Source organism: Microlunatus panaciterrae, from assembly GCF_016907535.1.
Lineage (GTDB): Bacteria > Actinomycetota > Actinomycetes > Propionibacteriales > Propionibacteriaceae > Microlunatus > Microlunatus panaciterrae.
The window spans coordinates 2,095,766-2,118,243 of sequence record NZ_JAFBCF010000001.1 but is presented as its reverse complement, the minus strand read 5'-3'; the positions used below and the strand labels follow the sequence as shown (position 1 = coordinate 2,118,243).

General features: G+C 66.2%; 20 protein-coding genes. 5 read left to right on the top strand and 15 right to left on the bottom strand.

Translation table 11 applies throughout. The annotated features are described in order from the left end of the window. Positions 1-8: 8 nt before the first annotated feature. A complete protein-coding gene (locus JOE57_RS09535; RefSeq protein WP_338041240.1) occupies positions 9-1,145 on the bottom strand; it encodes a Gfo/Idh/MocA family protein in 1,137 nt (378 codons plus the stop codon). Next, positions 1,142-1,924 (bottom strand): ThuA domain-containing protein, encoded by a 783-nt coding sequence (locus JOE57_RS09530; protein WP_204917470.1) that lies wholly within the window; start codon positions 1,922-1,924, stop codon positions 1,142-1,144. Before JOE57_RS09530 ends, JOE57_RS09535 begins: the two co-directional genes overlap by 4 nt. 210 nt (positions 1,925-2,134) lie before the next feature. On the opposite strand from JOE57_RS09530, the gene JOE57_RS18635 reads away from it, so the two are divergent. Continuing rightward, positions 2,135-3,112, top strand: coding sequence for a phosphotransferase enzyme family protein (locus tag JOE57_RS18635; protein ID WP_338041239.1), 978 nt, complete (start codon positions 2,135-2,137; stop codon positions 3,110-3,112). Between the two features lies 1 nt (position 3,113). Here the strand turns inward: JOE57_RS18635 and JOE57_RS18630 are convergent, their stop codons facing one another. Further along, the gene (locus JOE57_RS18630) at positions 3,114-3,428 is read right to left on the bottom strand and encodes an alpha-L-arabinofuranosidase C-terminal domain-containing protein (protein ID WP_338041238.1); all 315 of its coding nucleotides are present in this window, start codon (positions 3,426-3,428) and stop codon (positions 3,114-3,116) included. Positions 3,429-3,766: 338 nt separating this feature from the next. Here JOE57_RS18630 and JOE57_RS09520 point away from each other — a divergent pair, with 338 nt between their 5' ends. Beyond that, positions 3,767-4,825, top strand: coding sequence for a LacI family DNA-binding transcriptional regulator (locus JOE57_RS09520; protein ID WP_204917469.1), 1,059 nt, complete (start codon positions 3,767-3,769; stop codon positions 4,823-4,825). A gap of 126 nt (positions 4,826-4,951) precedes the next feature. On the opposite strand, the gene JOE57_RS09515 is transcribed toward JOE57_RS09520, so the two are convergent. After that, positions 4,952-5,350, bottom strand: coding sequence for an ankyrin repeat domain-containing protein (locus tag JOE57_RS09515; protein WP_204917468.1), 399 nt, complete (start codon positions 5,348-5,350; stop codon positions 4,952-4,954). Positions 5,351-5,482: 132 nt separating this feature from the next. Between JOE57_RS09515 and JOE57_RS09510 the strand changes: the two genes are divergently transcribed. Then, complete coding sequence (locus JOE57_RS09510) at positions 5,483-7,150, top strand: phospholipase D family protein (protein WP_204917467.1); 1,668 nt, start codon at positions 5,483-5,485, stop codon at positions 7,148-7,150. A 52-nt stretch (positions 7,151-7,202) separates the two neighbouring features. Next, positions 7,203-8,021 carry an LLM class flavin-dependent oxidoreductase gene (locus tag JOE57_RS09505; RefSeq protein ID WP_204917466.1) on the top strand — a complete coding sequence of 273 codons (819 nt, stop codon included), beginning with the start codon at positions 7,203-7,205 and terminating at the stop codon, positions 8,019-8,021. Between the two features lie 174 nt (positions 8,022-8,195). Here JOE57_RS09505 and JOE57_RS09500 read toward each other — a convergent pair whose 3' ends face one another. Genes JOE57_RS09500 through JOE57_RS09480 form a run of 5 tightly spaced genes read right to left on the bottom strand, consistent with a single transcriptional unit; the run spans position 8,196 to position 11,672 of the window. Next, the gene (locus JOE57_RS09500) at positions 8,196-8,969 is read right to left on the bottom strand and encodes a TSUP family transporter (RefSeq protein WP_204917465.1); all 774 of its coding nucleotides are present in this window, start codon (positions 8,967-8,969) and stop codon (positions 8,196-8,198) included. Then, a complete protein-coding gene (locus tag JOE57_RS09495; RefSeq protein WP_204917464.1) occupies positions 8,966-9,565 on the bottom strand; it encodes a rhodanese-like domain-containing protein in 600 nt (199 codons plus the stop codon). The genes JOE57_RS09500 and JOE57_RS09495 overlap by 4 nt, the downstream gene beginning before the upstream one ends. 27 nt (positions 9,566-9,592) lie before the next feature. Then, positions 9,593-9,958, bottom strand: coding sequence for a rhodanese-like domain-containing protein (locus JOE57_RS09490; RefSeq protein WP_239578904.1), 366 nt, complete (start codon positions 9,956-9,958; stop codon positions 9,593-9,595). After that, positions 9,958-11,343 carry an MBL fold metallo-hydrolase gene (locus tag JOE57_RS09485; RefSeq protein WP_204917463.1) on the bottom strand — a complete coding sequence of 462 codons (1,386 nt, stop codon included), beginning with the start codon at positions 11,341-11,343 and terminating at the stop codon, positions 9,958-9,960. Before JOE57_RS09485 ends, JOE57_RS09490 begins: the two co-directional genes overlap by 1 nt. 5 nt (positions 11,344-11,348) lie before the next feature. Next, a complete protein-coding gene (locus JOE57_RS09480; protein WP_338041237.1) occupies positions 11,349-11,672 on the bottom strand; it encodes a rhodanese-like domain-containing protein in 324 nt (107 codons plus the stop codon). Between the two features lie 547 nt (positions 11,673-12,219). On the opposite strand from JOE57_RS09480, the gene JOE57_RS09475 reads away from it, so the two are divergent. Then, complete coding sequence (locus JOE57_RS09475; protein WP_239578903.1) at positions 12,220-12,966, top strand: IclR family transcriptional regulator; 747 nt, start codon at positions 12,220-12,222, stop codon at positions 12,964-12,966. Between the two features lie 34 nt (positions 12,967-13,000). On the opposite strand, the gene JOE57_RS09470 is transcribed toward JOE57_RS09475, so the two are convergent. The 6 genes from JOE57_RS09470 to JOE57_RS09445 form a co-directional block, all read right to left on the bottom strand. Continuing rightward, positions 13,001-14,068, bottom strand: coding sequence for an ABC transporter ATP-binding protein (locus tag JOE57_RS09470; RefSeq protein ID WP_338041236.1), 1,068 nt, complete (start codon positions 14,066-14,068; stop codon positions 13,001-13,003). 20 nt (positions 14,069-14,088) lie between these two features. Then, on the bottom strand, positions 14,089-15,195 hold the full coding sequence (locus tag JOE57_RS09465) for an ABC transporter ATP-binding protein (RefSeq protein WP_204917460.1): 1,107 nt from the start codon (positions 15,193-15,195) through the stop codon (positions 14,089-14,091). Positions 15,196-15,203: 8 nt separating this feature from the next. Further along, positions 15,204-16,403: an ABC transporter permease gene (locus JOE57_RS09460; RefSeq protein WP_204917459.1), complete on the bottom strand. Its 1,200-nt coding sequence runs from the start codon at positions 16,401-16,403 to the stop codon at positions 15,204-15,206. A gap of 8 nt (positions 16,404-16,411) precedes the next feature. Next, on the bottom strand, positions 16,412-17,398 hold the full coding sequence (locus JOE57_RS09455; protein ID WP_239578902.1) for an ABC transporter permease: 987 nt from the start codon (positions 17,396-17,398) through the stop codon (positions 16,412-16,414). Positions 17,399-17,473: 75 nt separating this feature from the next. Next, positions 17,474-19,381 (bottom strand): ABC transporter substrate-binding protein, encoded by a 1,908-nt coding sequence (locus tag JOE57_RS09450; protein ID WP_204917457.1) that lies wholly within the window; start codon positions 19,379-19,381, stop codon positions 17,474-17,476. A gap of 329 nt (positions 19,382-19,710) precedes the next feature. Then, positions 19,711-22,254, bottom strand: coding sequence for a hypothetical protein (locus JOE57_RS09445; protein WP_204917456.1), 2,544 nt, complete (start codon positions 22,252-22,254; stop codon positions 19,711-19,713). Positions 22,255-22,478: the final 224 nt, after the last annotated feature.

The window sequence follows — 22,478 nt, the reverse complement described above, 5'->3', positions numbered from 1 at the left end:
CGCCTCCATCATCGTCCGGCTCTCAGCGACAGCGCCTCGGCCACCGAGCTCCAACCGTTCAGCTCACTTCGGATCCGCTCGTCCTGCGGGGCCTGCCTCGCCTCCGCGTACGCCCCCTCCAGGACCTCGGTGATCATCACCCGCCGGCCGGTGTCGGCCGACCGGACAGCCGCCTCGACCATTGCCAGGCTGAGCACGTTCGCGCGCACGACCCCCTGCGGGGTGGCTCCGGTCCGCAATGCACCGACGAACTCCGCCAGCGAACCGGCGATCTGCTCCGGACCGGTCGGGCTGGGCTGCACCTGGACCGACGGGTCGTCCGGTGCCTCGACCACGGGTGGGGTGTCTCCGTCCCAGAGGGCGGACCCGGCCGCCGTGCTGACCCGCCAGCTGCCATTCCACGACGTCTCCAGGCCGGGGCTGCACCAGCTGCCGTGGTAGTTGAACCGGGCGCCACCCTCGAACTCGAAGACCGCCGTCGCCGCGGCGTCTCCGCCGAACCAGCTCCAGGACGGGTTGTACGTCTCGCAGTACACGGCGACCGGTTCGGCGCCGAGGAGCAGCCGCGCCAGGTCGAACTGGTGGATCGCCATATCAACCAGCAGCGGCTGCGGCATGGTCTCGCGGAAACCGCCGAAGTGCGGGCCCTTGAAGAACTCGCAGCTCAGGGACCCGACCGGGCCGAGCCGGTCGGCCAGCCGCTTGAACTCCAGCAGATGGTTGAAGTAGCGACGTGACTGGCTGATCATCAACAGCCGGCCCGACGCCTCGGCGGCCGCCACCATCACCAGTGCGTCCGCGACGGTCGGCGCAGCCGGCTTTTCACAGAGGACCGGCAGACCGGCGAAGAGTGCCTCCACGTTGACCGGCAGGTGCGCCTGCGGGACGGTGACGTTGATCACCGCCTGGGCGCGGGTGCTGTCCATCAGCTCGGTCAGCGAGGTCGCGACCGGCACCGGGGTGAACCCGGCCGCGTCGGCGGCCGCCCGGGCGACTGCCAGGTCGAGATCAACGAGCCCGACCAGGTCCACATCATCGGAGGCCGCGATCGTGGCCAGCCAGGCCCGACCCATGCCGCCGGCGCCGACCTGGATCACCCGCAGTGGGGCCACCGCCTCCGGCTGGCTCACGTTCGACTGGGTCACTCGGCGTCCTTGATCGGGCCACCGTAGCCGTGGCCGTGGTAGAAGTCCTCGGTCTCGTAACGCAGCAGAGTGGGGATCGCGCGCTCCGGCAGGTCGGAGCGTACCCAGGCGACCCCGTTCGCGATCACCCGACGTACGTCCCGATGGTGGTAGACCGGGAAGTCCTGGTCGCCCGGGGAGAAGTAGAAGATCTTGCCGTGGCCGCGCCGGAAGGTGCAGCCGCTGCGGAAGACCTCGCCGCCGGTGAAGGAGCTGATGAAGATCAGCTCGTCGGGTGCGGGGATGTCGAACGTCTCGCCGTACATCTCCTGCTGGGCGATGATGATCGGGTTGGGCACCCCCTGCGCGATCGGGTGGGTCGGGTTCACCGTCCAGACCAGCTCCCGGTCCTGCTCGCTGCGCCAGCGCAGGGTGCAGGTGGTGCCCATCAACCGGGTGAAGATCTTCGACCAGTGGCCGGAGTGCAGCACGACCAGGCCCATCCCGGACAGCACGTGCTGGTGCACCCGCTCGACCACCTCGTCGCTGACCTCTCCGTGAGCCGCGTGCCCCCACCAGACGAGCACGTCGGTCCTGGCCAGTCGCTCCTCGGTCAGGCCGTGCTCGGGGTCGTCCAGGGTGACGGTCTCGGTCGTGACGGTGGAACCGAGGTTCTCCTCGATCCCCTGCTGGATGGTGGTGTGCATCCCGTCCGGGTAGATCGCGGCGACGTGCTCCTCGATCTGCTCGTGGCGGTTCTCGCCCCAGATCAGGACGCGGATCGGTTCAGGGCTGCTCATGACTCTCCTGTTGCGTGGGGCTGCTGGGAATGCAGATCGGCCGACCGGCGCGATCGGACGTCCCGGCCGCGGCAGATCCGTCGCTGTGCTCGATACGCAGCCTAGCGGCGTCGTTGGGCCCGCGTCTCAGCCGTCGTACGTGATAACGCACTGTGTGAGACAGCTGATGCCCCGGCGACCGCCCGGTCGTGCCCTTTGACAGGGTGAGGTGTGGCCCAGATCCGGATCGCCAGCACCGAACTGCGGGAGTGGCTGGCCGCCGACTTCGGCGTACGCGTCCAACGGATCGAGCGGGTGGCGGGGGGCGCCGACAGCTCGGCGTCGGTCTGGCGGGCGGCGACGGCCACCGGCGACGCGTTCGCCGTCAAGATCAGCGAGGCCGACCTGTCGGCCGGGCTCCGGGCAAGCGCGTTGCTCGCCCGGCACGGGGTGCCGGCCGTCCTCGACCCGGTCCGGACCGTCGACGGCCAACTGTGGTCCACGCACCATGACGCCCAGCTCTCCCTCACCCCCTGGAGAGCGGGCTGCCGTGGGATCGAGCGGGCCCTTTCCGCTGCCGAGTGGCGCGCCTTCGGTTCGGCTCTCGCCCGCGTGCACGCCGTGGAGCTGGACGTGCAGCGATCGGTCCCGGTCGAGGGATACGCGTCGACGGCGGTCGACGCTGTCCGCCGCGTCGACCAGACGCTGGCCGGTCGCGACGCGGACCACTGGTCCGCCCATGCCGACTCCTTCCGGCGACTGGCCGAGGCGACCGACGACCTCGGCCGTGTCCTCCATGATCGCCCGGTTCCGCGGGTGCTGACCCATGGCGACTGCCATCTCGGCAATCTGATCATCGGCGCCGAGGCGCAGCTGTGGATCCTCGACTGGGATGCGGCGGCGATGGCCGCACCCGAACGCGATCTGATGTTCGTGCTGGGTGGTGGCGTGCTGACCGATCATCCGGTGACCGAGGAGCAGCAGGCGTGGTTCTTCGAGGGCTACGGCTCCCCGACGGTCGAGCGGGACCGGCTGACCTACTTCACCTGCGCTAGGGCCGTGGAGGATGTCACCGGCTGGGCCATGACAATGTTTAACCCAGCGCGTCCGTCACAGGAGCGCCGCGACGCCTTGGCCATCTTCGGCGGCCTGACGGCACCGACCGGCATTGTGACCATCGCCCAGAAGCTGCTGAGAGAGCTCGGCTGACCTACCGACGGCGCCGGTCGGGTCGCCGCTGGGTCGAACACCGTGCCGGCGGCGTACCTGGAGGCGAGGCGAACGGGTGGAAGATGGTCTGCCGCCAAGCCGCTCTCCCGGGTTTGGTGAGGATCGGGGCGATGACGTTGACCAGCTGAGCCTGACAGGCCAGAGGCACCCAGTCGGTGTGCCGCATGAAAGTGATCAACAGGCTGCCGACCACGACCGCGTCCTGCACGTCGTAGACATCCTCGATCAGCGCACCCGCCTCGCGAATCTGCAGACTCTCCTGGCCGGCGAACCGGGTCTGGACCAGACGTTCCACTCGTCGAAGCTGATCATGATCTTCTTGTCGGACTTGTGCACGGCGGCAACATGATCAGCGGTGGCAACCACTGAGGAGATGTGCATAACCCTCGCTGCCCGCCGTCGGATGTCCCGGCTCATTGAGCTGAGTCCTGCGTTGATACGGCACCGGTGGACTGTGAGGTCATGGCGCCTCGACTCTCCACGCTTCGCAACGGATGACTCTGTGCGACCCGAGGACATTTTCACCAAGCTCAGCGGCCCTGTAAAGAGGGTAGTGTTCAAGCGTGGGAGGGACGAACGCCGTCGGGCCGCAGGCCTCGGGCCGGTGCCGCGCACCGAGTGCACCTGGTCACCATGGCTGCCCGACTTAGAGATGTCGCCGCACTGGCGGGCGTCTCGGTCAAGACCGCCTCCAACGTGCTGAACAACCATCCGCACATCAAGGCGAGCACCAGAGCCAAGGTCGAGGCCGCCATCGCCGAGCTGCACTATCGGCCCAACATCAGTGCGCGCAAGCTCAAGTATGGGAGAGCGGGCTTCCTCGCCCTGGCCGTGCCGCGGATGCAGTCGCCCTACTTCGCCGAGCTGGCCGCCGAGATCAGCGCCGAGGCGAGCGAGCTGGGCTACATCGTGTTGCTCGATGTGACCGGCGCCACCGCCGAGGCGGAGCGGATCGTTCTCGACGGCATGCGGTCCCATGTGATCGACGGCGTGATCTTCTCCCCGTTGGCTTTGTCCGCAGACGAGATCGCCCGACGAGCCGACCCGCTGCCGATGGTCCTGCTGGGTGAGCGCGCCATCCCGCCCGGGTTCGATCATGTCTCGGTGGACTCCGTCACGGCTGCCGCGGCGATGACTGAACATCTCCTCTCGCTCGGCCGTAGGCGGGTGGCCGCCATCGGCCGGGAGTCGGTGCAGGGCACCGCATCGGTACGCCTGCAGGGATATCGGCAGGCGCTGACGAAGGCCGGGGTCGCCTTTGATGCCGAGATCGTGGTCGGAGTCGCGCACTATGAGCGCCAGGACGGCTATCAGGCCATGCAACAGCTGCTGGCCCTCCCCGAGCGTCCGGACGCGGTCTTCTGCTTCAACGACCTGATGGCCATCGGGGCATTGCGGGCCTGCGCCGAGGCTGGCGTCCGGGTGCCGCAGGATGTGGCCGTCGCCGGCTTCGACGACATCGCTGAGGGCCGCTTCTCCAACCCCACCCTGACGACGGTCTCAGTCGACCTGCAGGAGCTCAGTCGCCAGGCACTCAGGTTGTTGATCTCGCGCATCGACGGCTCCACCACGCCGGCCGAGTCGATCATCATCCCCTACCGGCTGGAGCTCCGGGAGAGCACGGTGGGAGCCGCCTCCACAAGGGTCACCCCCTCCCAACCAACGTGCCCTGAGCCTGCCCACGTGCCCTGAGCCTGCCCACGTGCCCTGAGCCTGCTCACGTGCCCTGAGCCTGTCGAAGGGCTCTCCCTCAACCCGCTCTTCGACAAGCTCAGAGCGCGCACCGGGAAGGCTCAGAGCGCGTAACCGGGACTCGGGTCAGCCCTCGGCGGGGGCGAAGAGATCGGCCCGGCCGAACATCTCGGCCGCGGCTCGGGCGGTGGGCGTGCCCAGATCGGGGTCGGCGCCGGCGGCAACCAGGGTGGCGACCACAGCGTCCTCACCCTTGAAGACGGCACCGGCCAACGGGCTCTGGTAGCGGTCGTTCAGCCGGTTCACATCGGCACCGTGCCCGGCCAGCATTGCGACCGTTTCGGCGTGCCCGTGATAGGCGGCCAGCATCACCAGGGTGTTCCCGGACCAGTCGGTCAGGTCGACAGGCAAACCGCGCTCGATCGCCAGCCGCAGCTGCTCCTCTTTGCCGGCCCGGGCGAGGTCAAAGGCTAGGGCCGCCAGCTCGGCCAGCCGGTCCTGGAGCTCGTCGTTCTCGTCCGCCATGGCTGTCATTCTTCCAGCCGGTCGCAGGTGGCGCGGTCCACTCATCGTCTCGCTATGGACAATTCCGACCCGAACCACGCGGACACCCCTGCCGGCCCGTAGATTGGCCTGGTGCGGAGAGCGGCGTAGACGATGGACGTGCAACCTCGCGACTGGTTGTTGACGAAGTCCGAGCGCGACAACGGGCGCACCGTCCTCGACGCCCAGCATCCCGACGATGAGGCCTGGTCCTCGGGCAACCACGTACGGCCGCTGGTCCACGGTTCCACCTACTTCGCCGAGCTGAGGCAGCGGATCGAGGAGACCAGCGAGGGTGACCTGATCTACTTCACCGACTGGCGAGGCGACCCGGACGAGCGGCTCACCGGTGAACCCGGCTCGGAAGTGGAGGAGCTGCTCGGCGCGGCCGACCGCAGGGGTGTCGATGTGCGGGGCCTCATCTGGCGCTCGCATTGGGACAAGCTCTCCTTCTCGGCCGAGGAGAACCGCCAGCTGGGCGAGCAGCTGCAGGCGCAGGGGGCGGAGGTGCTGCTGGACATGCGCGTCCGTACCGGTGGATCGCACCACCAGAAGCTCGTGGTGATCCGCTACCGCGGCCGACCCGAGCGTGATGTCGCGTACGTCGGCGGTATCGACCTGTGCCACTCGCGTCGCGACGACGCCCGCCATCTCGGTGACCCGCAACCGCAGTCCATGGCCGCGGTCTACGGGGAGCATCCGGCCTGGCACGACGTCCAGGCCGCCATCTCCGGTCCCGCCGTGCACGATGTGGAGACGGTTTTCCGGGAACGGTGGCTCGACCCAACCCCGCTCAGCCAGAACCCCTTGTTCTGGCTGCATGACAAGCTGCAGCGGGTCGACCGTAGCCCGGATCCGCTGCCGGATCAGGCGCCGCCGCCTCCTCCGGTTCCGGGGGGCACCCACATCGTCCAGCTCTTGCGGACCTACCCCAATCTGCGGCATGGCCGGGACTACCCGTTCGCCCGTGGCGGCGAACGGAGCGTGGCGCGCGGCTACAGCAAGGCGCTGGCCCGAGCCGACCAGCTGGTCTACATCGAGGACCAGTACCTGTGGTCGACCGATATCGCCACCACCTTCGTCGAGTCACTGACGACCAATCGGGACCTCCGGGTCATCGCGGTGCTTCCGCACGTGCCGGACCAGTCCACTCCCCTCTCCCGCCTGCCGCAGGAGCTGGGACGGCTGGAGGCGCTGGCGATGCTGAGGAAGGCCGGCGGTGACCGGGTCGCGTTCTACGGCGTCGAGAACCACCAGGGGCGCCCGGTCTACGTCCACGCCAAGGTGTGCGTGATGGACGACGTCTGGGCCACGATCGGCTCGGACAACTTCAACCGGCGGTCGTGGACCCACGACTCCGAGCTGTCCGCCGTCGTCATCGACGAGGCGGGCGGGGACCACTCGGCCTATGCTCGCCGACTCCGGCTCACTTTGGCCGCCGAGCATCTCGACCGCAAGGTCGGCCCAGCCGAGTTCCCCGGCGACATCTCCAAGATCGAAACCGGCACCGGACCAGAGGATCTCAATGACAGCACTCTGCTGTCGGTGATGGCGGACTGCGTCAGCGCCGAGGGGATGTTCCACGCTTTCGCCGAATCCGCTGACCGGTTGCAGGCCTGGTACGACGGCGGGAAGCGCGGCGAACGGCCACCCGGTCGGCTGCGGCCGCTGGATCACCCCCGGCTGTCCCGGCTGACGAGGCTCTGGGCCGCCCCGCTCTACCGGGCCATGCTCGATCCCGATGGCCGCCCGCGGGCGCTCCGTCGCCGCTCGGCGTTCTGAGCCAGGCTGCGTCAAGTGTCACCGGGGGCCCCGTGAAGTTCAGGATCAACTCGTGAAGTTCGGGATCAACCTGTGCACCTTGGGTGAATATGCGGACCCTCGACGGGTGGTCGAGCTGGCGCTCGTCGCGGAGCACGCCGGCTGGGAGGGGCTGTTCGTGTGGGATCACCTGGGCTTCGTCTGGGGCGCTCCCGCAGCGGATCCGTGGGTGACGCTGGCCGCCGTCGCCCAGGCCACCTCGCGGCTGACGATCGGTACTGCGGTCACCCCGTTGGCCCGACGCCGACCGCAGGTCGTTGCCCAGTCGGTCTCGTCCCTGGACCTGCTGAGCGGCGGGCGGGTGGTGTTCGGGGCCGGGCTGGGTGGCGTTCCGGCCGAGTTCAGCGCATTCGGAGATGTGGACGATGCCCGCGTGCGAGCCGAGCGGCTCGACGAGTCACTGGAGGTGGTGGCCGCTCTCTGGTCGGGCGAACGCGTGGATCATCACGGTCGGCACCTGACCGTCGACGGGGTCACCTTGGCCCCGGTGCCGGTCCAACGACCACGGGTACCGATCTGGATCGGCGGCGAGAGCGCTCCGGCCCGGCGCCGGGCCCGCCGCTGGGACGGCTGGATCGTCGGTGGCGATGACACCGAGGGCCGGATGACGGTCACTCCCGAACAGATGGCGACCAGGATCCATGGGCTCCGGCCGCCGACGGAAGCCTATGACGTCGCGCTGACCGGTGTCTCGCAGGAAGGCGACACCGACCTGGCGAGACGATACGCCGACGCCGGTGTCACCTGGTGGCTGGAGTCCATCCATGGTCTGCGCGGGTCGCCAGCTCAGCTGCTGGAGCGCATCGGCGCCGGCCCACCCAAGGGTGCTTGACCAGGCTTCCCCGCCCGCCTCCGGTGGGATCTTTGGCAGCGAACTGCTCGGCCCAAGCCATCCCGACCCTAAAAGCTGGATCCCGTGAGGATCGCGGGTTTGTTGTCAGGCGTGGAGGCACGGGCCAGGGACAACGCGCACCAGGTTTTCAGAGTCGACAGTCCCCAATCCGCGTCAGGCGGCCGTGAGGGCCCGATAGATGACGAAGGCGGCCACAGCAAAGACCAAGTAGGCGAACCAGCGGCGCAGCTTGCTGGCGGGCAACCGACTGGCGAACCGTCCTGCGCCGAGGGAGCCGGCGATGGCGGCCAGGGTGAAGGGGATCGCCACCGCGGCTTCGAGGTGAGCGTCACCGAGGTGGGCGATGAAACCGGAGGCGGAGTTGACCACGATGATGATCAGTGAGGTGGCCACGGCTTGGGGCATGGCGAGGCCGAGCAGCAGGACCAGGGCGGGAATGATCAGGAATCCGCCTCCGACGCCGAACAGGCCGGTGAGGAAGCCCACGACCAGGCCGGCGCCGATCGCCTTGGGCAGACAACTCTGCCAGTGGACACCGCCAGTCGGCAGTGCGCAGGAACCGCCGCCCTCGCTCTGGTTGGTGAGCATCCGGACGCCGGCGGCGATCATCAGTACGGCGAAGCCGACGAGCACGACGGTGGGGTCGAGCAGCCGGTTGACGGCGGCGCCACCGAAGGCCGCTATCGCGCCGCTGCCCCCGAACACGGCAGCAAGGCGCCATTGGACCTGCCGCAGCCGGGGGATGACGGCGGTGGCCGACGAGATCCCGACCACGAGCAACGAGGTGGGGACGGCCGCAGAGAGCGGCAGCCCGGCCCCGTAGACGAGCGCAGGGACGGCCAGAATGGAGCCGCCCCCGCCCAGTAGGCCCAGCAGAACCCCGATGGCCAGCCCCAGCAGGACCGACACCAGCAGGGTGCCGGTCACGATGACGAGACGCTGATGGGCAGCTCGTCGACCAGCGTCTGCCCACTCTTGGCTCGCGGGCCCCGGTTGTATGGAAGGGCGGACAGGACCCGGCCCATGGTGCAGGTGTCGGTGAGAGCCGAGATGGTCAGGCCGGCGCCGATCCCGCCGGCGACGGCGACGAGCTTCGGAGCCCAGCGGCTGGCGACGACGCCGGCGACCACGAGGGAGCCCGCGACGAAGCGGACTTGACGTTCCAGCGCCCACCGCGCCCGCCCTCGGACCACAGGCCCGCCCGCGGCGGCGAAACCGGGGACGCCCTTGTCGAGGACGTGGAGGTTGTCCATGCCGACCGCGGCGAGGCGCTGGCGGGCCTGGCCAGCGCGGACGCCGGACTGGCAGACGAGGACCACCTTGTGGTCCAACCGGGTCGCCAGCTGGGGTGCGTGTTCGGCGAGGAGGTCGAGCGGCATGTTGTAGGAGCCGGTGATGTGGACGGTATCGAACTCCGCTGGGCTGCGTACGTCGATGACGGTGACCGCATCAGGGTCGGCCATCCAGCCGAGCACGGTTTCGGTGTCAACGGTGTCAGGCAGGTGCGTATTGGGTGAGGTCATGGTGGTCTCCTTGCGGGGCATAGACAGTCAGATGATCTGGCCGGGTTTGTTCCGTGCGGTGATGACGGGTAAGCCGGCGGCGGCCCAGGCATTCATGCCGCCGGTGAGGTTGGCAACCTCGTAGCCGCGCCGGATGAGCACATTCGCGGCCGCGGCCGAGCGTCGGCCGGACCGGCAGACTGTGACAATCGGCCGCCCGGTCGGGATCTCCTCTAGTCGGGTCTCGAGCGTGCTGAGGGTGATGTGCAGGGCCTGAGGCGCGTGGCCCGCTCGCCATTCGTTGGTCTCTCGGACATCGAGCAGCACCGCCCGGTCATCCTCGACGGATTGGTGGGCCTCGGTTGCCGTCAGGGACGGGGGGCGGCCGAGCAGGGCCTGGAGTTTGCGCATCATCACGCCTCCTCCTCGTCGGTGATGAGGTGCAGGCCGGTGACCTTGGCGTTGTCGAAGGTGTCGTCGATGGCGACCAGCCGCCGGCCGGCCGCAGACAGGAACGACGCGGCGACCGAGGCCCGATAGCCGCCGGCGCAGTGCACCCACACCTCGGCGTCGGGCACCTCGGCGACCCTCTTGGGCAGCTCGTGCAGCGGAATGTTCAGCGCACCCTCGATGCGTGCAGCGGCGTACTCGGCGATCCGGCGTACATCGAGGATGACGACCTCGCGGTGGTGCCGGACGTGCGCCAGATCAGCGAAGGTCGCCCGCGGGAACGATGCGAGTGGTCGGTCTGACCAGTCCTCGGGACCTCCGGTCGCGGCCGCGGCGGGTCGGTCGATGCCGATCCGCACCAGCTCACGCTGGGCGTTGCTGACGTCCTCCTCTGTCTCGCCGAGCAGGGTCAGTGGCGTACCCCACTCGATCAGCCAGCCGAGGTACGTGGCGAAGCCGCCGTCGAGACCGAAGTTCAGGGTCCCGGGAACGTGTCCCGCAGCGAAGAGTGTCCGCGATCGCAGATCGACGACCCACTCACCCTCCTCGATCCGGCGGCGCAGCTCGGCCGGCTGGGCGAGTTCTGGCAGCGACAGGTCAGGCGCGGACGGTCCCGCGGCGTTGGCCGGGGCCATATGGACGTAGTAGGCCGGGTAGGCGTCCAGACCTCCGAGCAGCGCTTCGACGTAGGCCTCCTCGGACTCGGTCAGGACCGGGTTGGACAGCTTCTCCTGGCCGATGGTGGAGTCGGTGGCCTCGGACTGCGTCGCCGAGCAGAAGCTGCCAAACCCGTGCGTCGGAAACACCTCGGTGGCGTCGGGGAGTTCAGTGGCGAGCCGTTGCGCCGAGGCGTACTGGGCATGAACCAGGTCGTGGGTGTGTTCGTGACCCAACAGGTCCGGCCGGCCGGTCGCGCCGAACAGCAGGGACCCACCGGTGAACACCGCTACCGGCTCACCGGCGTCAGTAAGCGCATAGGACAGGTGCGTGAAGGTGTGTCCGGGCGTCGCCAGCGCCCGCATCACCATCGAGTCGCCGATGCGGATCTCGTCGCCGTCGGCGATCGGGGTGCGGTCGTAGGCGACCTCGTCGGCACCGTTGACGAGATAGAGCGCTCCGGTCGCCTCGGCCAGTGCCAGTCCCCCGGTGACGTAGTCGTTGTGGATGTGGGTCTCGAAGACATGGGAGATCGACACGCCTTCGCGGCTGGCAAGGTCGAGGACGCGGTCGATGTCACGCTGCGGGTCGACGACAAAACCCACCTGGCCGTCGTGCACGAGATAGCTGCGGTCCCCCAACGTCGGGGTCTCGATCGGGATGATGGTCGCTGTCTTGGTGATATTGGTCATGAGGCTCAATGTCCTTCCGGGGTGCCGTAGTCGATTACACGGCCAGCTGCCATCCAGGCGCTGGTGCCGCCGGCCACAGAGCGGGCGTCGAAGCCGTGGTGGCGCAGCACATCGGTCATGGCCGAGCTGCGTCCGCCGGTGGCGCAGATCACGTAGACCGGCTGAGTCCTGTCGATCTCGGCCAGCCGGTTGGTCAACTGGCCCATCGGGATCCACCTGGCGCCGGGTACGTGTCCGGAGGCGAACTCCTCGCGCTCGCGAACATCGACAACCTGGGATCGGCCGTCACAGTGGGTGCGAGCGAAGTCGGTCTGGTTGATCTCTGACACGGGCGGCTCCTTGGCAGTATTCGTATACCCAGGGGGGTATCTCTATCTCCTAGGTTAGCGGCAGCCGTCAGCTCTTCCAAACTCCGCCGCCCATGCTCGCCCTGAGCCTGTCGAAGGGCGCTGCCCTGAGCCTGTCGAAGGGCGCTGCCCTGAGCCTGTCGATGGGCGCTGCCCTGAGCCTGTCGAAGGGACTTAGTGAGAAAGCCCGCCGAAGCCCGCGCCTGCGAGTCCCCCAAAGCCGACGGGCATCATGGCGTCTGGTGGACGTTCACATGGGGGCCAAGGTCCTTGGCACCTTGGGAACTCCGGAGCCCTTCGACAGGCTCAGGGCGCGTACTCAGGCTCAGGGCGCGTACTCAGGCTCAGGGCGCGTACTCAGGCTCGGGTGCAGCAGTATGGCCAGAGCCGGGCGGTGGGCCTCATCACTGTCGACCCGACCCGGAACCCGGGGCCGCAGAGATGTCGTGGGAGTAGACCGACGCGCAGTTGTATAATGACGAGATGTTCTCGTGCTCTGAAACCGAAGGCGGCGGTCATTGATAAGCCCTTGAATGGCGTCCAGACGGTCTCGCGTGCTTTCGAACTTCTGGACCTGATCGCTGACCACGGTTCCTCAGTAACCATCAGCGAGTTGTCGACCACTTCCGGACTCCCCCTCCCGACCGTACACAGACTGCTCAAGGCCCTGGTCGCGTTGGGTCATGTCCGCCAAACGCCCTCACGACGCTACGCCCTCGGCCCACGGCTGATCCGGCTGGGCGAGGTTGCCAGTCAGACGCTGGGGGCGACGGCCAAGCCATTCCTGACCGAACTGGTCAATTTCACCGAAGAGACGTCGAACTTCGCCATTCGGGAAGGCGATCTCGTCGTCTATGTGGCACAGGTCCCGTCCCGGCATTCGATGCGGATGTTCACCGAGATCGGGCGCCGCGTACTGCCGCACTGCACGGGAGTAGGCAAGGCTCTATTGGCACAGCTGCCAGACTCGTCCGTGAAGGAGATCCTCCAGCGCAACGGAATGCCGGCCATGACCACGCAGACCATCACCACCGCCGACGAGCTGATGAAGGACCTGGAGCGGATCCGTCAGCGCGGCTGGGCCGAAGACAACGGCGAACAGGAGATCGGGGTGCGCTGTATCGCGGCACCCGTCCTGGGCACTGGCATCCAAGCCGCGATCTCCGTGTCTGGTCCTTCAGCCCGGCTGACGCCGGAGGTTGCCGAAAGTGTTGGCCCATACCTGCTGAAGGTCGCTGCCGAACTGGCCACGGCGATCAACAGCACCGGGGACTGATTCCATGCTGACTGTGGTCCCCAGACGCTGAGGATCAGGGGCTAGTGATGCTCACGTCGTCCGCTAGCTCCGGTTCAACGGCTGGGGCGAGCTCGAGCTTCTCACTGTAGTGGCACGCAGCCGAATGTCCGTCCGCCCCGACGCTGCGCAGCTCGGGACGCCGGTTGACGCAGTCCTGATCGTCGGCGTACCGGCAGCGGGTGTGAAAGAAGCAGCCCGAGGGTGGGCTCGCCGGGTCGGGGAAGTCGTCCGACAGCCTGATCCGGCGACCTGCACCGCGCAGCCGCGGATCGGGCTTGGGCACCGCCGACAAGAGGGCTTCCGTGTAGGGATGTTGTGGTTCCGCGTAAAGCTCCGCCGTGTCAGCGAGCTCCACGATCTTTCCTAGATACATCACCGCCACCCGATCGCAGATGTTCTCGACCACCGACATGTCGTGGGAGATGAACAGATAGGTCAGGTCGAACTCGTCCTGCAGATCACGGAGCAGGTTGAGCACCTGGGCCCGCACCGACACGTCGAGAGCCGACACAGCTTCGTCGGCGATGACCAGCCGCGGTTCCATGATCAACGCTCGGGCGATGTTGACCCGCTGCCGCTCTCCACCGGAGAAGGCGTGCGGATAGCGGTGCATGTGACCCGGCGAAAGCCCCACGCGACGAAGCATCGCTGCTACTCGGTCCTCCAGCTCTGACCCGCCCGACAACCCGCTGGCCTTCAACGGGTCGCCCACGATCTGCCTGATCGTCATCCGTGGGTTCAACGAGGAGAACGGATCCTGGAAGATGACCCGGATCTGCCGCTGCAGCGGCCGCAGGTCACTAGTTCCCAAGGTGGCGAGGTCGGCCGTCTCGCCGTTGGGCTGCCGGTAGTACAGATGTCCTTCGCTGGGCTTCAGACTGCGCACGATGCACCGGCCCAAGGTCGTCTTACCGCATCCGGACTCCCCCACAAGGCCGAGGACCTCACCCTTCTTGACCTCTAGGCTGACGCCATTGACGGCATGCACCCAGCCGGTCGTCCGTGAGAACAGCCCTCGGCCACGGACCGGGAACCTCATGGCCAGTTCCTCGACCTTCAGCAAGGTCTGACTGTCGCTCACCTGATTGGGACCCTCCCCGCTCATGCGTCTTCCTTCTGCTCGGTAGCTGACACACCATGGCTGGCCATCAAGGCTCGATCGTGCAGAACGCAGCGTGAGACTCGCCGCGGTCCCAGTTTCACCAGCGGCGGCTCCACCTGGTCACACAGACCCGGCATCGCATAGTCGCAGCGCGGATGAAACGGGCACCCCGCCGGCCGGTTCTGGGGGTGCGGCACCTGACCTCGGATGGTCGCCAGGGCCTCGCGCCTCCCGCTGCCCATCTTGGGGATCGAGCGCAGCAAGGCCTTGGTGTACGGGTGCTGGGGATCGTGGAACAGGTCGTCGACGTTGCCTTGCTCGACAACCGTGCCGAGATACATGACGACGACCTCATCCGCCACCTCCGCAACCACCCCGAGGTCGTGGGTGATGAACATCATGGCCATTCCGGTCTCGTCCTGCAGGTCGCGCAGCAGATCGATGATCCTGGCCTGCGTGGTCACGTCCAGAGCAGTCGTCGGCTCATCTGCGATCAGCAATTGCGGCCCGCAGGACAGGGCAATGGCGATCATGACGCGTTGGCACATCCCGCCGGAGAGCTGGAACGGGTAGCTCTCCATGATCCGGGAAGCACGCGGGATGCCCACATGCTCCAGCAACTGGAGACCCCGCTGCCGAGCCTCTCTCGGGCTCATCGGGAGATGCAGCCGGATCGCCTCGGTGAGCTGGTTGCCCACCGTGTACATGGGAGAAAGGGATGCCATCGGCTCCTGAAAGACCATGGCTATCTGGGCACCCCGGATGTTTCTGAGCTCCTCGCTGCTCGCGTCCAGGGTCGCCAGGTCGACAGTGCCCGGCCGCTTCGCCCCCTGGTCGTCCGGGTTCCGCTGTTCGACGGTGCCACCGCCACGACTCTGTCCCGACCACAGCAGCTCACCGCCGACGATGCGTCCCGGCCGTTCGATCAGCCGCAGAATCGACCGCGCCATGATGCTCTTCCCGCAGCCGGACTCGCCCACGACACAGATCGTCTTCCCCGCCGGGACGGTCAGGTTCACACCGTCAACAGCACGCACGATTCCCTCGTGCAGGAAGAAGTGGGTCTTGAGGTCCTTGATCTCGAGCAGAATTTCTGGCTGTGACATGGCGTCTCCTACTGCTTGTAGGGGTCGGCGGCATCGCGCAACCCATCTCCGACGAAATTCAACGCCAGCACAGCGACCACAACAGCCAGACCCGGCAACATCAACCACGGTGCCGTCGCCACCGTGCGGATGTTCTGCGACTCCTGCAGCAGGACGCCCCAGCTGACCACCGGCGGTTGCAGACCCAGCCCCAGGAACGACAGGGCCGTCTCGGCCAAGATCATGGACGGGATCGACAAGGTCAGCGAGGCGATCAGGTGACTGGTGAACAGTGGCAACAGGTGCCGAAAGATGATTCGGTGCGGGCGGTTGCCGTCGAGTCGCGCTGAGGTGATGAACTCCTCCTCGCGTAAGGACATGAAACGGCCACGAGTCACCCTGGCGAGATCGGTCCAGGCGAAGATGGCCAAGATCGAGGTAATGGCGAAATACCGCTGGAGTGCTCCCCAACCCGAGGGAACGGCGGCGGCCAACCCGAGCCAGAGCGGCAGCGACGGGACGGACATGAAGAACTCGACGATGCGCTGGATGACCGTGTCGATCTTGCCGCCCAGATAGCCGGACACACCGCCCAGCACTACCCCGAGGACGAAGGCCATCGTCACCCCAACCAGACCAATCGTCATCGACACGCGAGTCCCGTATGTGACCCGCGAGAGCATGTCCCGACCGTTGCGGTCCGATCCCAGCAGGTACATCGGCTGCTTGTTGTCGACCGGGCCGATGAGGTGCACGTTCCCCTCGAAGAGCCCCCACATGCGGTAGGGCTCCGCGGACCGGTCGAACAACTGGAGGGGTATCTTGACCGACTTGTCCGTCTGGTACTGCACTGCCAGAGTCTCGGGATTCACCTTGGCGGTGTAGCCGTTCACGTACAGCCCGAAGTCCACCCCGTCGGAGGTGTCCAGAAAGTGGATCCGTTGCGGAGGCGCGTAGGCATAGTTCTGGTCGAAGTTGTCGGTGTTGAACGGAGCCAGGAACTCGGCGAACAATGCGATCAGGTAGAAGAGGATGACGACAACGGCGCCGACCATGGCCAGTTTGTGCTTCTTGAACGCCCGCCAGACCAGTTCGGACTGACTGGCGGTGTAGATCGCCTCCTCGGCCGCCGGGGCTTCCTTGATCAGCAGCGGCTCTGACCGCGAAGTCGGCTCTGCGGGAGGATCGAGCGCGGGATCGACGCCGACGTTGGACGGATGTTCAGTCATGGCGCTCCCTACCCCGAGAACCCGCGCAGCCGGACCCGAGGGTCGAGCCAGGCCAGAGCGAAATCGGACAGAAGCGTGCCGATGACGGTGAGCACGCTCATGATCAAGATGATCGATCCTGCGAGATACATGTCCTGACTCAACAACGAGCTGAGCAGAACGGGTCCCGTCGTGGGCAGCGACAGCACCTGGGCCACGATCACCTCCCCGGAGACCAGCACCGGCAAGATCCAGCCCACAGTCGAGATGAACGGATTCATGGCGACCCGCAGTGGATACTTCATGATCAGCCGACGCTCGGGAACGCCTCTCGCGCGGGCGGCGACGACATAGGGCTTGCGCAACTCATCCAGCAGGTTCGCGCGCAGGATCCTGATCAGGCCAGCGGTTCCTGCCATACCAAGCACCACGACGGGCACCCAGATGTGGCTCAACATGTCCACGAGCTTGCCCAGATTCCAACCGGCGTCAATGTACTCCGGGGAGAAGAGCCCGCCGACGCTCAGGCCGAAGTAGCGATAGCCAATGAACATGAGCACCAAGGCGATCAGGAAGTTGGGCACCGCCAGCCCGAGGAATCCGATCGTCGTCGCGACGTAGTCACCCAACGTGTACTGCTTGACGGCCGAGTACACCCCGACCGGAAAGGCGACCACCCAGGTGAAGAGCAGGGTGAAGACGGCAATGGTGACGGTCAACGGGAGGCGCTGCGCCAGCACCGAACTGACCGGCCGATTGAGCTGGAAGGACTGGCCAAAGTCCCCGTGCATGATGATGGACGAGATCCACTTCAGGTACTGGGCGTACACCGGCTCGTTCAATCCGTACCGGACCTCGAGCGCCGCGATCCGTGCCGGATCCACGTCGCCGCCCTGGGCCCGCATCTGGGCGATCAGTGTGGTCAGGTAGTCGCCCGGCGGCAAGGCGATGATGGCGAAGGCCACGATCGAGATCAGGAACAACGTCGGGATCATGTAGAGGATCCTCCGCACCATGAACCCGAGCATCAGATCACCAAACCCTTCAATGAGAACATTGCGACGCCCATGGGTGCTGGCAGCGGCATCACGTCACTGGATGTAGTACTGGGTCATATTGGTCACCGCCGGATAGGGAGCCTTGAAGGACAGCCACATCTGGTCGTCCCCAGGCACGTTATGCATGCGGTTGCTCACCACCGCAAACGGTTGCCCCGGCAGACTGATCCCCATCGTCCAGAACTCGTCGCGGGCGATCTCGATGATCTCGCGGATGCCGGCGTACTGGACATCCTTGTCAGTGGAGGCGAAGACCTTCTGCCGGTAGATCGCCATCTGGCGCTTCATCGCCTCAGGTGGCTCCTCGTTGGGCGTACCGCCCTCATACCAACGAGACCAGAGTGGCGCATACGACGACCCGCCGGTCGCGAACAGCCACCGCGGATCTCCGAGAAGGTCCAGGTAGCCGACCTCGCCCTTGTCCAGGGTGCAGTCGTAGTCGTTGGCGTCCATCCGGGTCGACACCAGCTCCGAGCTCACGGTGTCGATTCTCAGCTCCACACCGACCTGAGACCAGGTGCGCTTGATGAACTCCATGGCATCGATCATGTCGGGATAGCGCGACTGGCAGAGAACGGTGATCACCAGTGGCTTCCCGTCGGCGCCGAGACGTCGTTTCCTCTCATCCAACTTGCCGTAACCCGCCTTCTCCAGGTGCTGCTTGGCCAAGTCCAGGTTGAACTCGGTGTACTGCTTCCCAAAGTCGTCGGAGTCGTAGAACGGGACGTCCGGCCGCGGCGCCGTCTGCCAGATCTCCCCCTGGCGTAGGTAGACCAGGTTGATGATCTCTTGACGGTTGATGGCATGTGACAGCCCGATGCGGAAGTCCTTGTTCTGGTACATCCGGCGCTTCGTCGCGTCCTTGTGGGTCAGGTTGAAGCAGATGCCGATGGTGTTGTGGTTCGGGTCCTTGAGCTTGACCAGCTTGTAGTCGCCCGCCTTCTGGCCTTCGCTCAGCACCGGCTGGTTCTTGGGCACCGTGATTTCCGCCCGCTGGTAGAAGTCGATGTCACCGTTGGCGAGGCGCAGCAGGAAGGGCCCCTCCTCCAAGAAGGTGAAAACGACCTCGTCAATGTAGGGCAGTTGACTGCCGTCGGCGTCGACCTTCCAGTAGAAGGGGTTTCGTTGCCACACCTGACGGCCACCGTCGCCGTGCGGGTTCTTGGGGATCCAGGCGCTGAGCACTGGCAGGTCGACGTTCTCCAGCTCATCCATCTTCTGCAGGAACGTCTCAGCCCAGTCATCGGGCAGCGACTTGTTGAAGTTCTTGTGGAACTTCTCCAGGTAGTGCCGGGGCATCAGCCTGAAAGGCGGACCGTGCGGAGCAAGCTGCTCCAAGAACAGCGCGCTCGGCGAAGGGAAGGAGAACTTCACCTGGTATTCGCCCAGCTTCTCCACCGTCAAGGGTTTGTCGCCCACCTTCAGCTGGCTGGGGACAACGGGGGTGAGACTCTTGTTGAGCAGGATCTCCTTGTACCAGAACAGCAGGTCGTCGGCGTTGAAGGGCTCACCGTCGGACCACTTCATTCCCTCGCGAAGGGTGAAGACGTACTCCTTCCCATTGTCGACGATCTCGAAGCTTTCGGCGACGTTGGGAATGATCTTGCTGTAGCCCGGGTCCCAGGTGACCAGATGGTCGTGGGTGACGGTCATCCACATCCAGCTGGGGTCAGTGCTCACGTCCCCGGTCTGCAGGGTCCCACCGTAGATCCCGGCCTGCTGGAGCGGCTGGATGACCCGGGGCTTGGTGGGCAACCGCTGCTCGACGGGCGGAAGGGCGCCGGACTTGACTCGGTCGTCCAGAATCGGGGACTGGAGTCCCTTCTTGCCGGCTCCTCCGCTGCTCTCCTTCTTCGGGTCCATGGAGAAGAGTCCGCAGCCGCCCAGGAGGGAAGCCCCGGCCAGACTCCCTCCCAGGGCCAGGAACTGTCTGCGTGGCATGAAGTGCGTCATTGCGTCTGCCTTTCACGAGCGTCGCTGTGAGTGTGCTACTGACGGAAGTACCGACCTCGCGCCCTGGCGACGGCGCTGAAGGCGTCAATCTGATGCTGAAGTGGTGGGAATGCGGGAATGTGACCGGCTGGGCGATCACGAACCTGCGGTGCAGATCAGGTGGAATCTCCATTAAGCGGCAGAACGACTCCACCATGCGGAATCGCTTGCCATGACTCTACGGCTCCCACCGGTCCAGGTCAATGCCTCGTGACGATCTCGTGACAGTCGCTTCGGTGCCCATCGCCTCAGCAGATGATGGCCGCGGTACAGGACCATCAAGGTCGTCGGTCTTCACTGAAGATGACGTGGTAGGGCTGGTTGGACAGGGCCGCGTTGAAGCGCGGATGCAGACTGCGGGTCTCGCCCAGGTCGACGTCGAAGAAGTACATCAGGGGATAGCTTGAGCCGGTGTGGGCGGCCGGTATCACCGCTTCGAAAGAGTCGCCGCTGCGCTGCATCGTGGCAGTCTGATAGTGCTCAGCCTGATTGACATGCCGATAGCAGAGCGTCACCCCACGCACCGTCGCATCGTGGGAGTCCAGGCTGATCGCTAGATCCTCACCGCGCCGGAACGCCTCCGGCGGCGTGTGTCTGATGCCGCTGGTGGCCGCTCGTAAGGGGTGGGCGGGCGCCGGCACGTCCGAAGGCGCCTGCAGTGCGTCCAGTTCCGCCTTCATCGCCTGGAGATCCCGTTCGACAGCGGGAAGGCGAAGCGCCCAGTGCCCGTGCTCGGAGGCGCCGTCGCCGAACTTCAGGTCCTCCTGGTAGATGCCCTCGACCCGATCGAGAATCGTGGCAAAGGCGTCACGCGCCTTGACGTTCTCCGCCACAGCGGAGCGCAGCGCCGCCCCGCTGCCGCACTGCTGGTAGACCCCGTACTGGGTCGCGGACCGGAACTTGGCCGCGAAGAACCGACCCAGGCAGCTGAGCACCTCGAGGTCGATCACGGTACGGCGAAACTGGGCTTCCTGGCTGGTCACCAGCCGTAGTGCGCTCAGGTGCTCCTCGGCCTCAGCGACGAACCCCTCCAACCATTGCGCCACTTCCCACGGTGTATATCGTGCTCCCACCGTGCCGTCGACAAGGTCCTTGGCGTATTCGTTGATGATGTAGAACGTCGTTGGGTCGAATGGGCTCACGGTGCCCCACACCGGAGGCGAATCGGTGTCACTGCCATAGTGGCCGGGGTCCACGCCGCTCGTGATCGGAAGGTTGGTGTAGATCTCCGGCCAGTATCCGTTGTTGGATCCGCCGACCCCATGCACGACGGTCACCAGTGGCAGGATTCTGCTGAGCGGTGACAGGGCACGTTCCACGCTGTCGGCATGGTCGCCGTACGTCTCGGTGAGAAACGCTCGCCACTCGTCGGCCGGCGCGTCCGGGTTGAACAGCATCCTGCCCCACACCAGGTAGGTGTAGCGGTACTTCGTCCAGTCCGCCAGGCCCAGTTGGAGATCGGGGGCGATGTAGGGGTCGCGGCCACCCGGGACACCAGAGCCCTTGCGGCCTTTGAAGAAGAGCGGCTCACACACATCTACGCCCTGAGAGCCGCCGAACGTCGCCAGCCGCCCGTAACCCGCGGCCTGCTCGGGGTCGCCCCAGAGGAGCAGCTTCTGAGTTCCGGGCCAGACCCGAAACATCAGCTCCGCCTCGCGGTCTTCGCTCAGAAAGTCTGCGTACCCGTACCGGGTGAACCGGCGCGAGAATTCGGTGACCCCGGTCATCTCGTGGCCGGGTGGGATCGGCTTGGCCTCCTCCCGACGCCGGATGGACGCCTGGTGATAGGGAAGACCTTGGTGCTCAGCCCAGTACTTCGCCGACAGGACCGGCCGCAGATTGGGCTTGGCTGCGGCATCGAGCAAAGCCTTGTCCACACCCTTGGCGTGCATGTCGATTTCAAGGCTCCGGCCGGATCCGGACGCTCCAGCGAAGACCTTCTCCCAGAAGATCTCGTGATCCTGGTCGTGGATGCCACCTTCGTAGTGCACGCGGAAGGTCAGCCCGTCGATATCGGGGCACTCCGCCAGCAACTGAGCCAGTGCGGCCGCGGAGTAGTCACCGTGAGTCTCGGGGGTCAGGCCCAGGATCTCGTAGCGGTGCCGCGAGTCCCGTCCGTAGTCGTAGGCGTGGTTCCACAGCCCAAGCTGGAAAGACATGCCGCGGCGCTTGGTCTCAGCCGAGATGAACCGCAGCATCTGCAGGTTCTCGTCCCGCTCCTCCGGCGTCACGCCGTCCGCTGTGACGTCCCAACCGTCCACCTCGAGTAGGAACGGGTAGGCGAAGCACAGGTAGTTGTCGGTCGCACCATGACGGTCGGCCCCGTAGTTGTACTGCATTCCGAGGGCCAGGTGGAACCGGTTGAACCGCGACTCGGCCATCCAGTCGAGATACTCGGTCCAGAAAGTGTGGTCGCGAAACCAGGGAAGGTCCTCATCGACGCTCGAGAACGAGCGCACGATTCCGCGGACCGGGACCGCGGGGCTGCCACCTGCAGCGCCGATACCGTCCAACGCCGCCTCCCACGAGCCTCGCAGCGAAACGCGGTCACCGAGGCCGATCAGCCCATAGGCCGCTCCGATCGCCCCACCCGCGGCGATCGTGATCGACCCATCCGGCTCGGGGACGTAGTCGAAGGCCTCGACCCCACCACTGGCGGCATGCGGCGTGGCGTCTTCGGCCACCTCGACCGCGGGCGAGATCCGCAGCAGAGGCCCGTCACCGTCCTCGCCGTCGGACCTGTGCAGACCACGGCTCTGCAGTCGGCTGTCGAGTCGGCCGAGGGCCCACTCCACCGTCGGTCCGCTCAGCGAGCGGCTCACAGTTGTTCTCAGGGTGGACACGGGATCCGAAGGCATCGTTGCTCTTTTCGCATGGTGAATGGTCAAGACCGCATGTTGGACAGATTGGCATGAAGGTCTCGATCCGGCAATATCCCCGGCCAAACTTTCTTCGCGGCGACATTCCACAAGCCGGAAGATTGACTTCAATTGGTGGACACCCTAGCCTCGGTTGTCACGGACACACTGCAGCCGGAAGGGGTTGA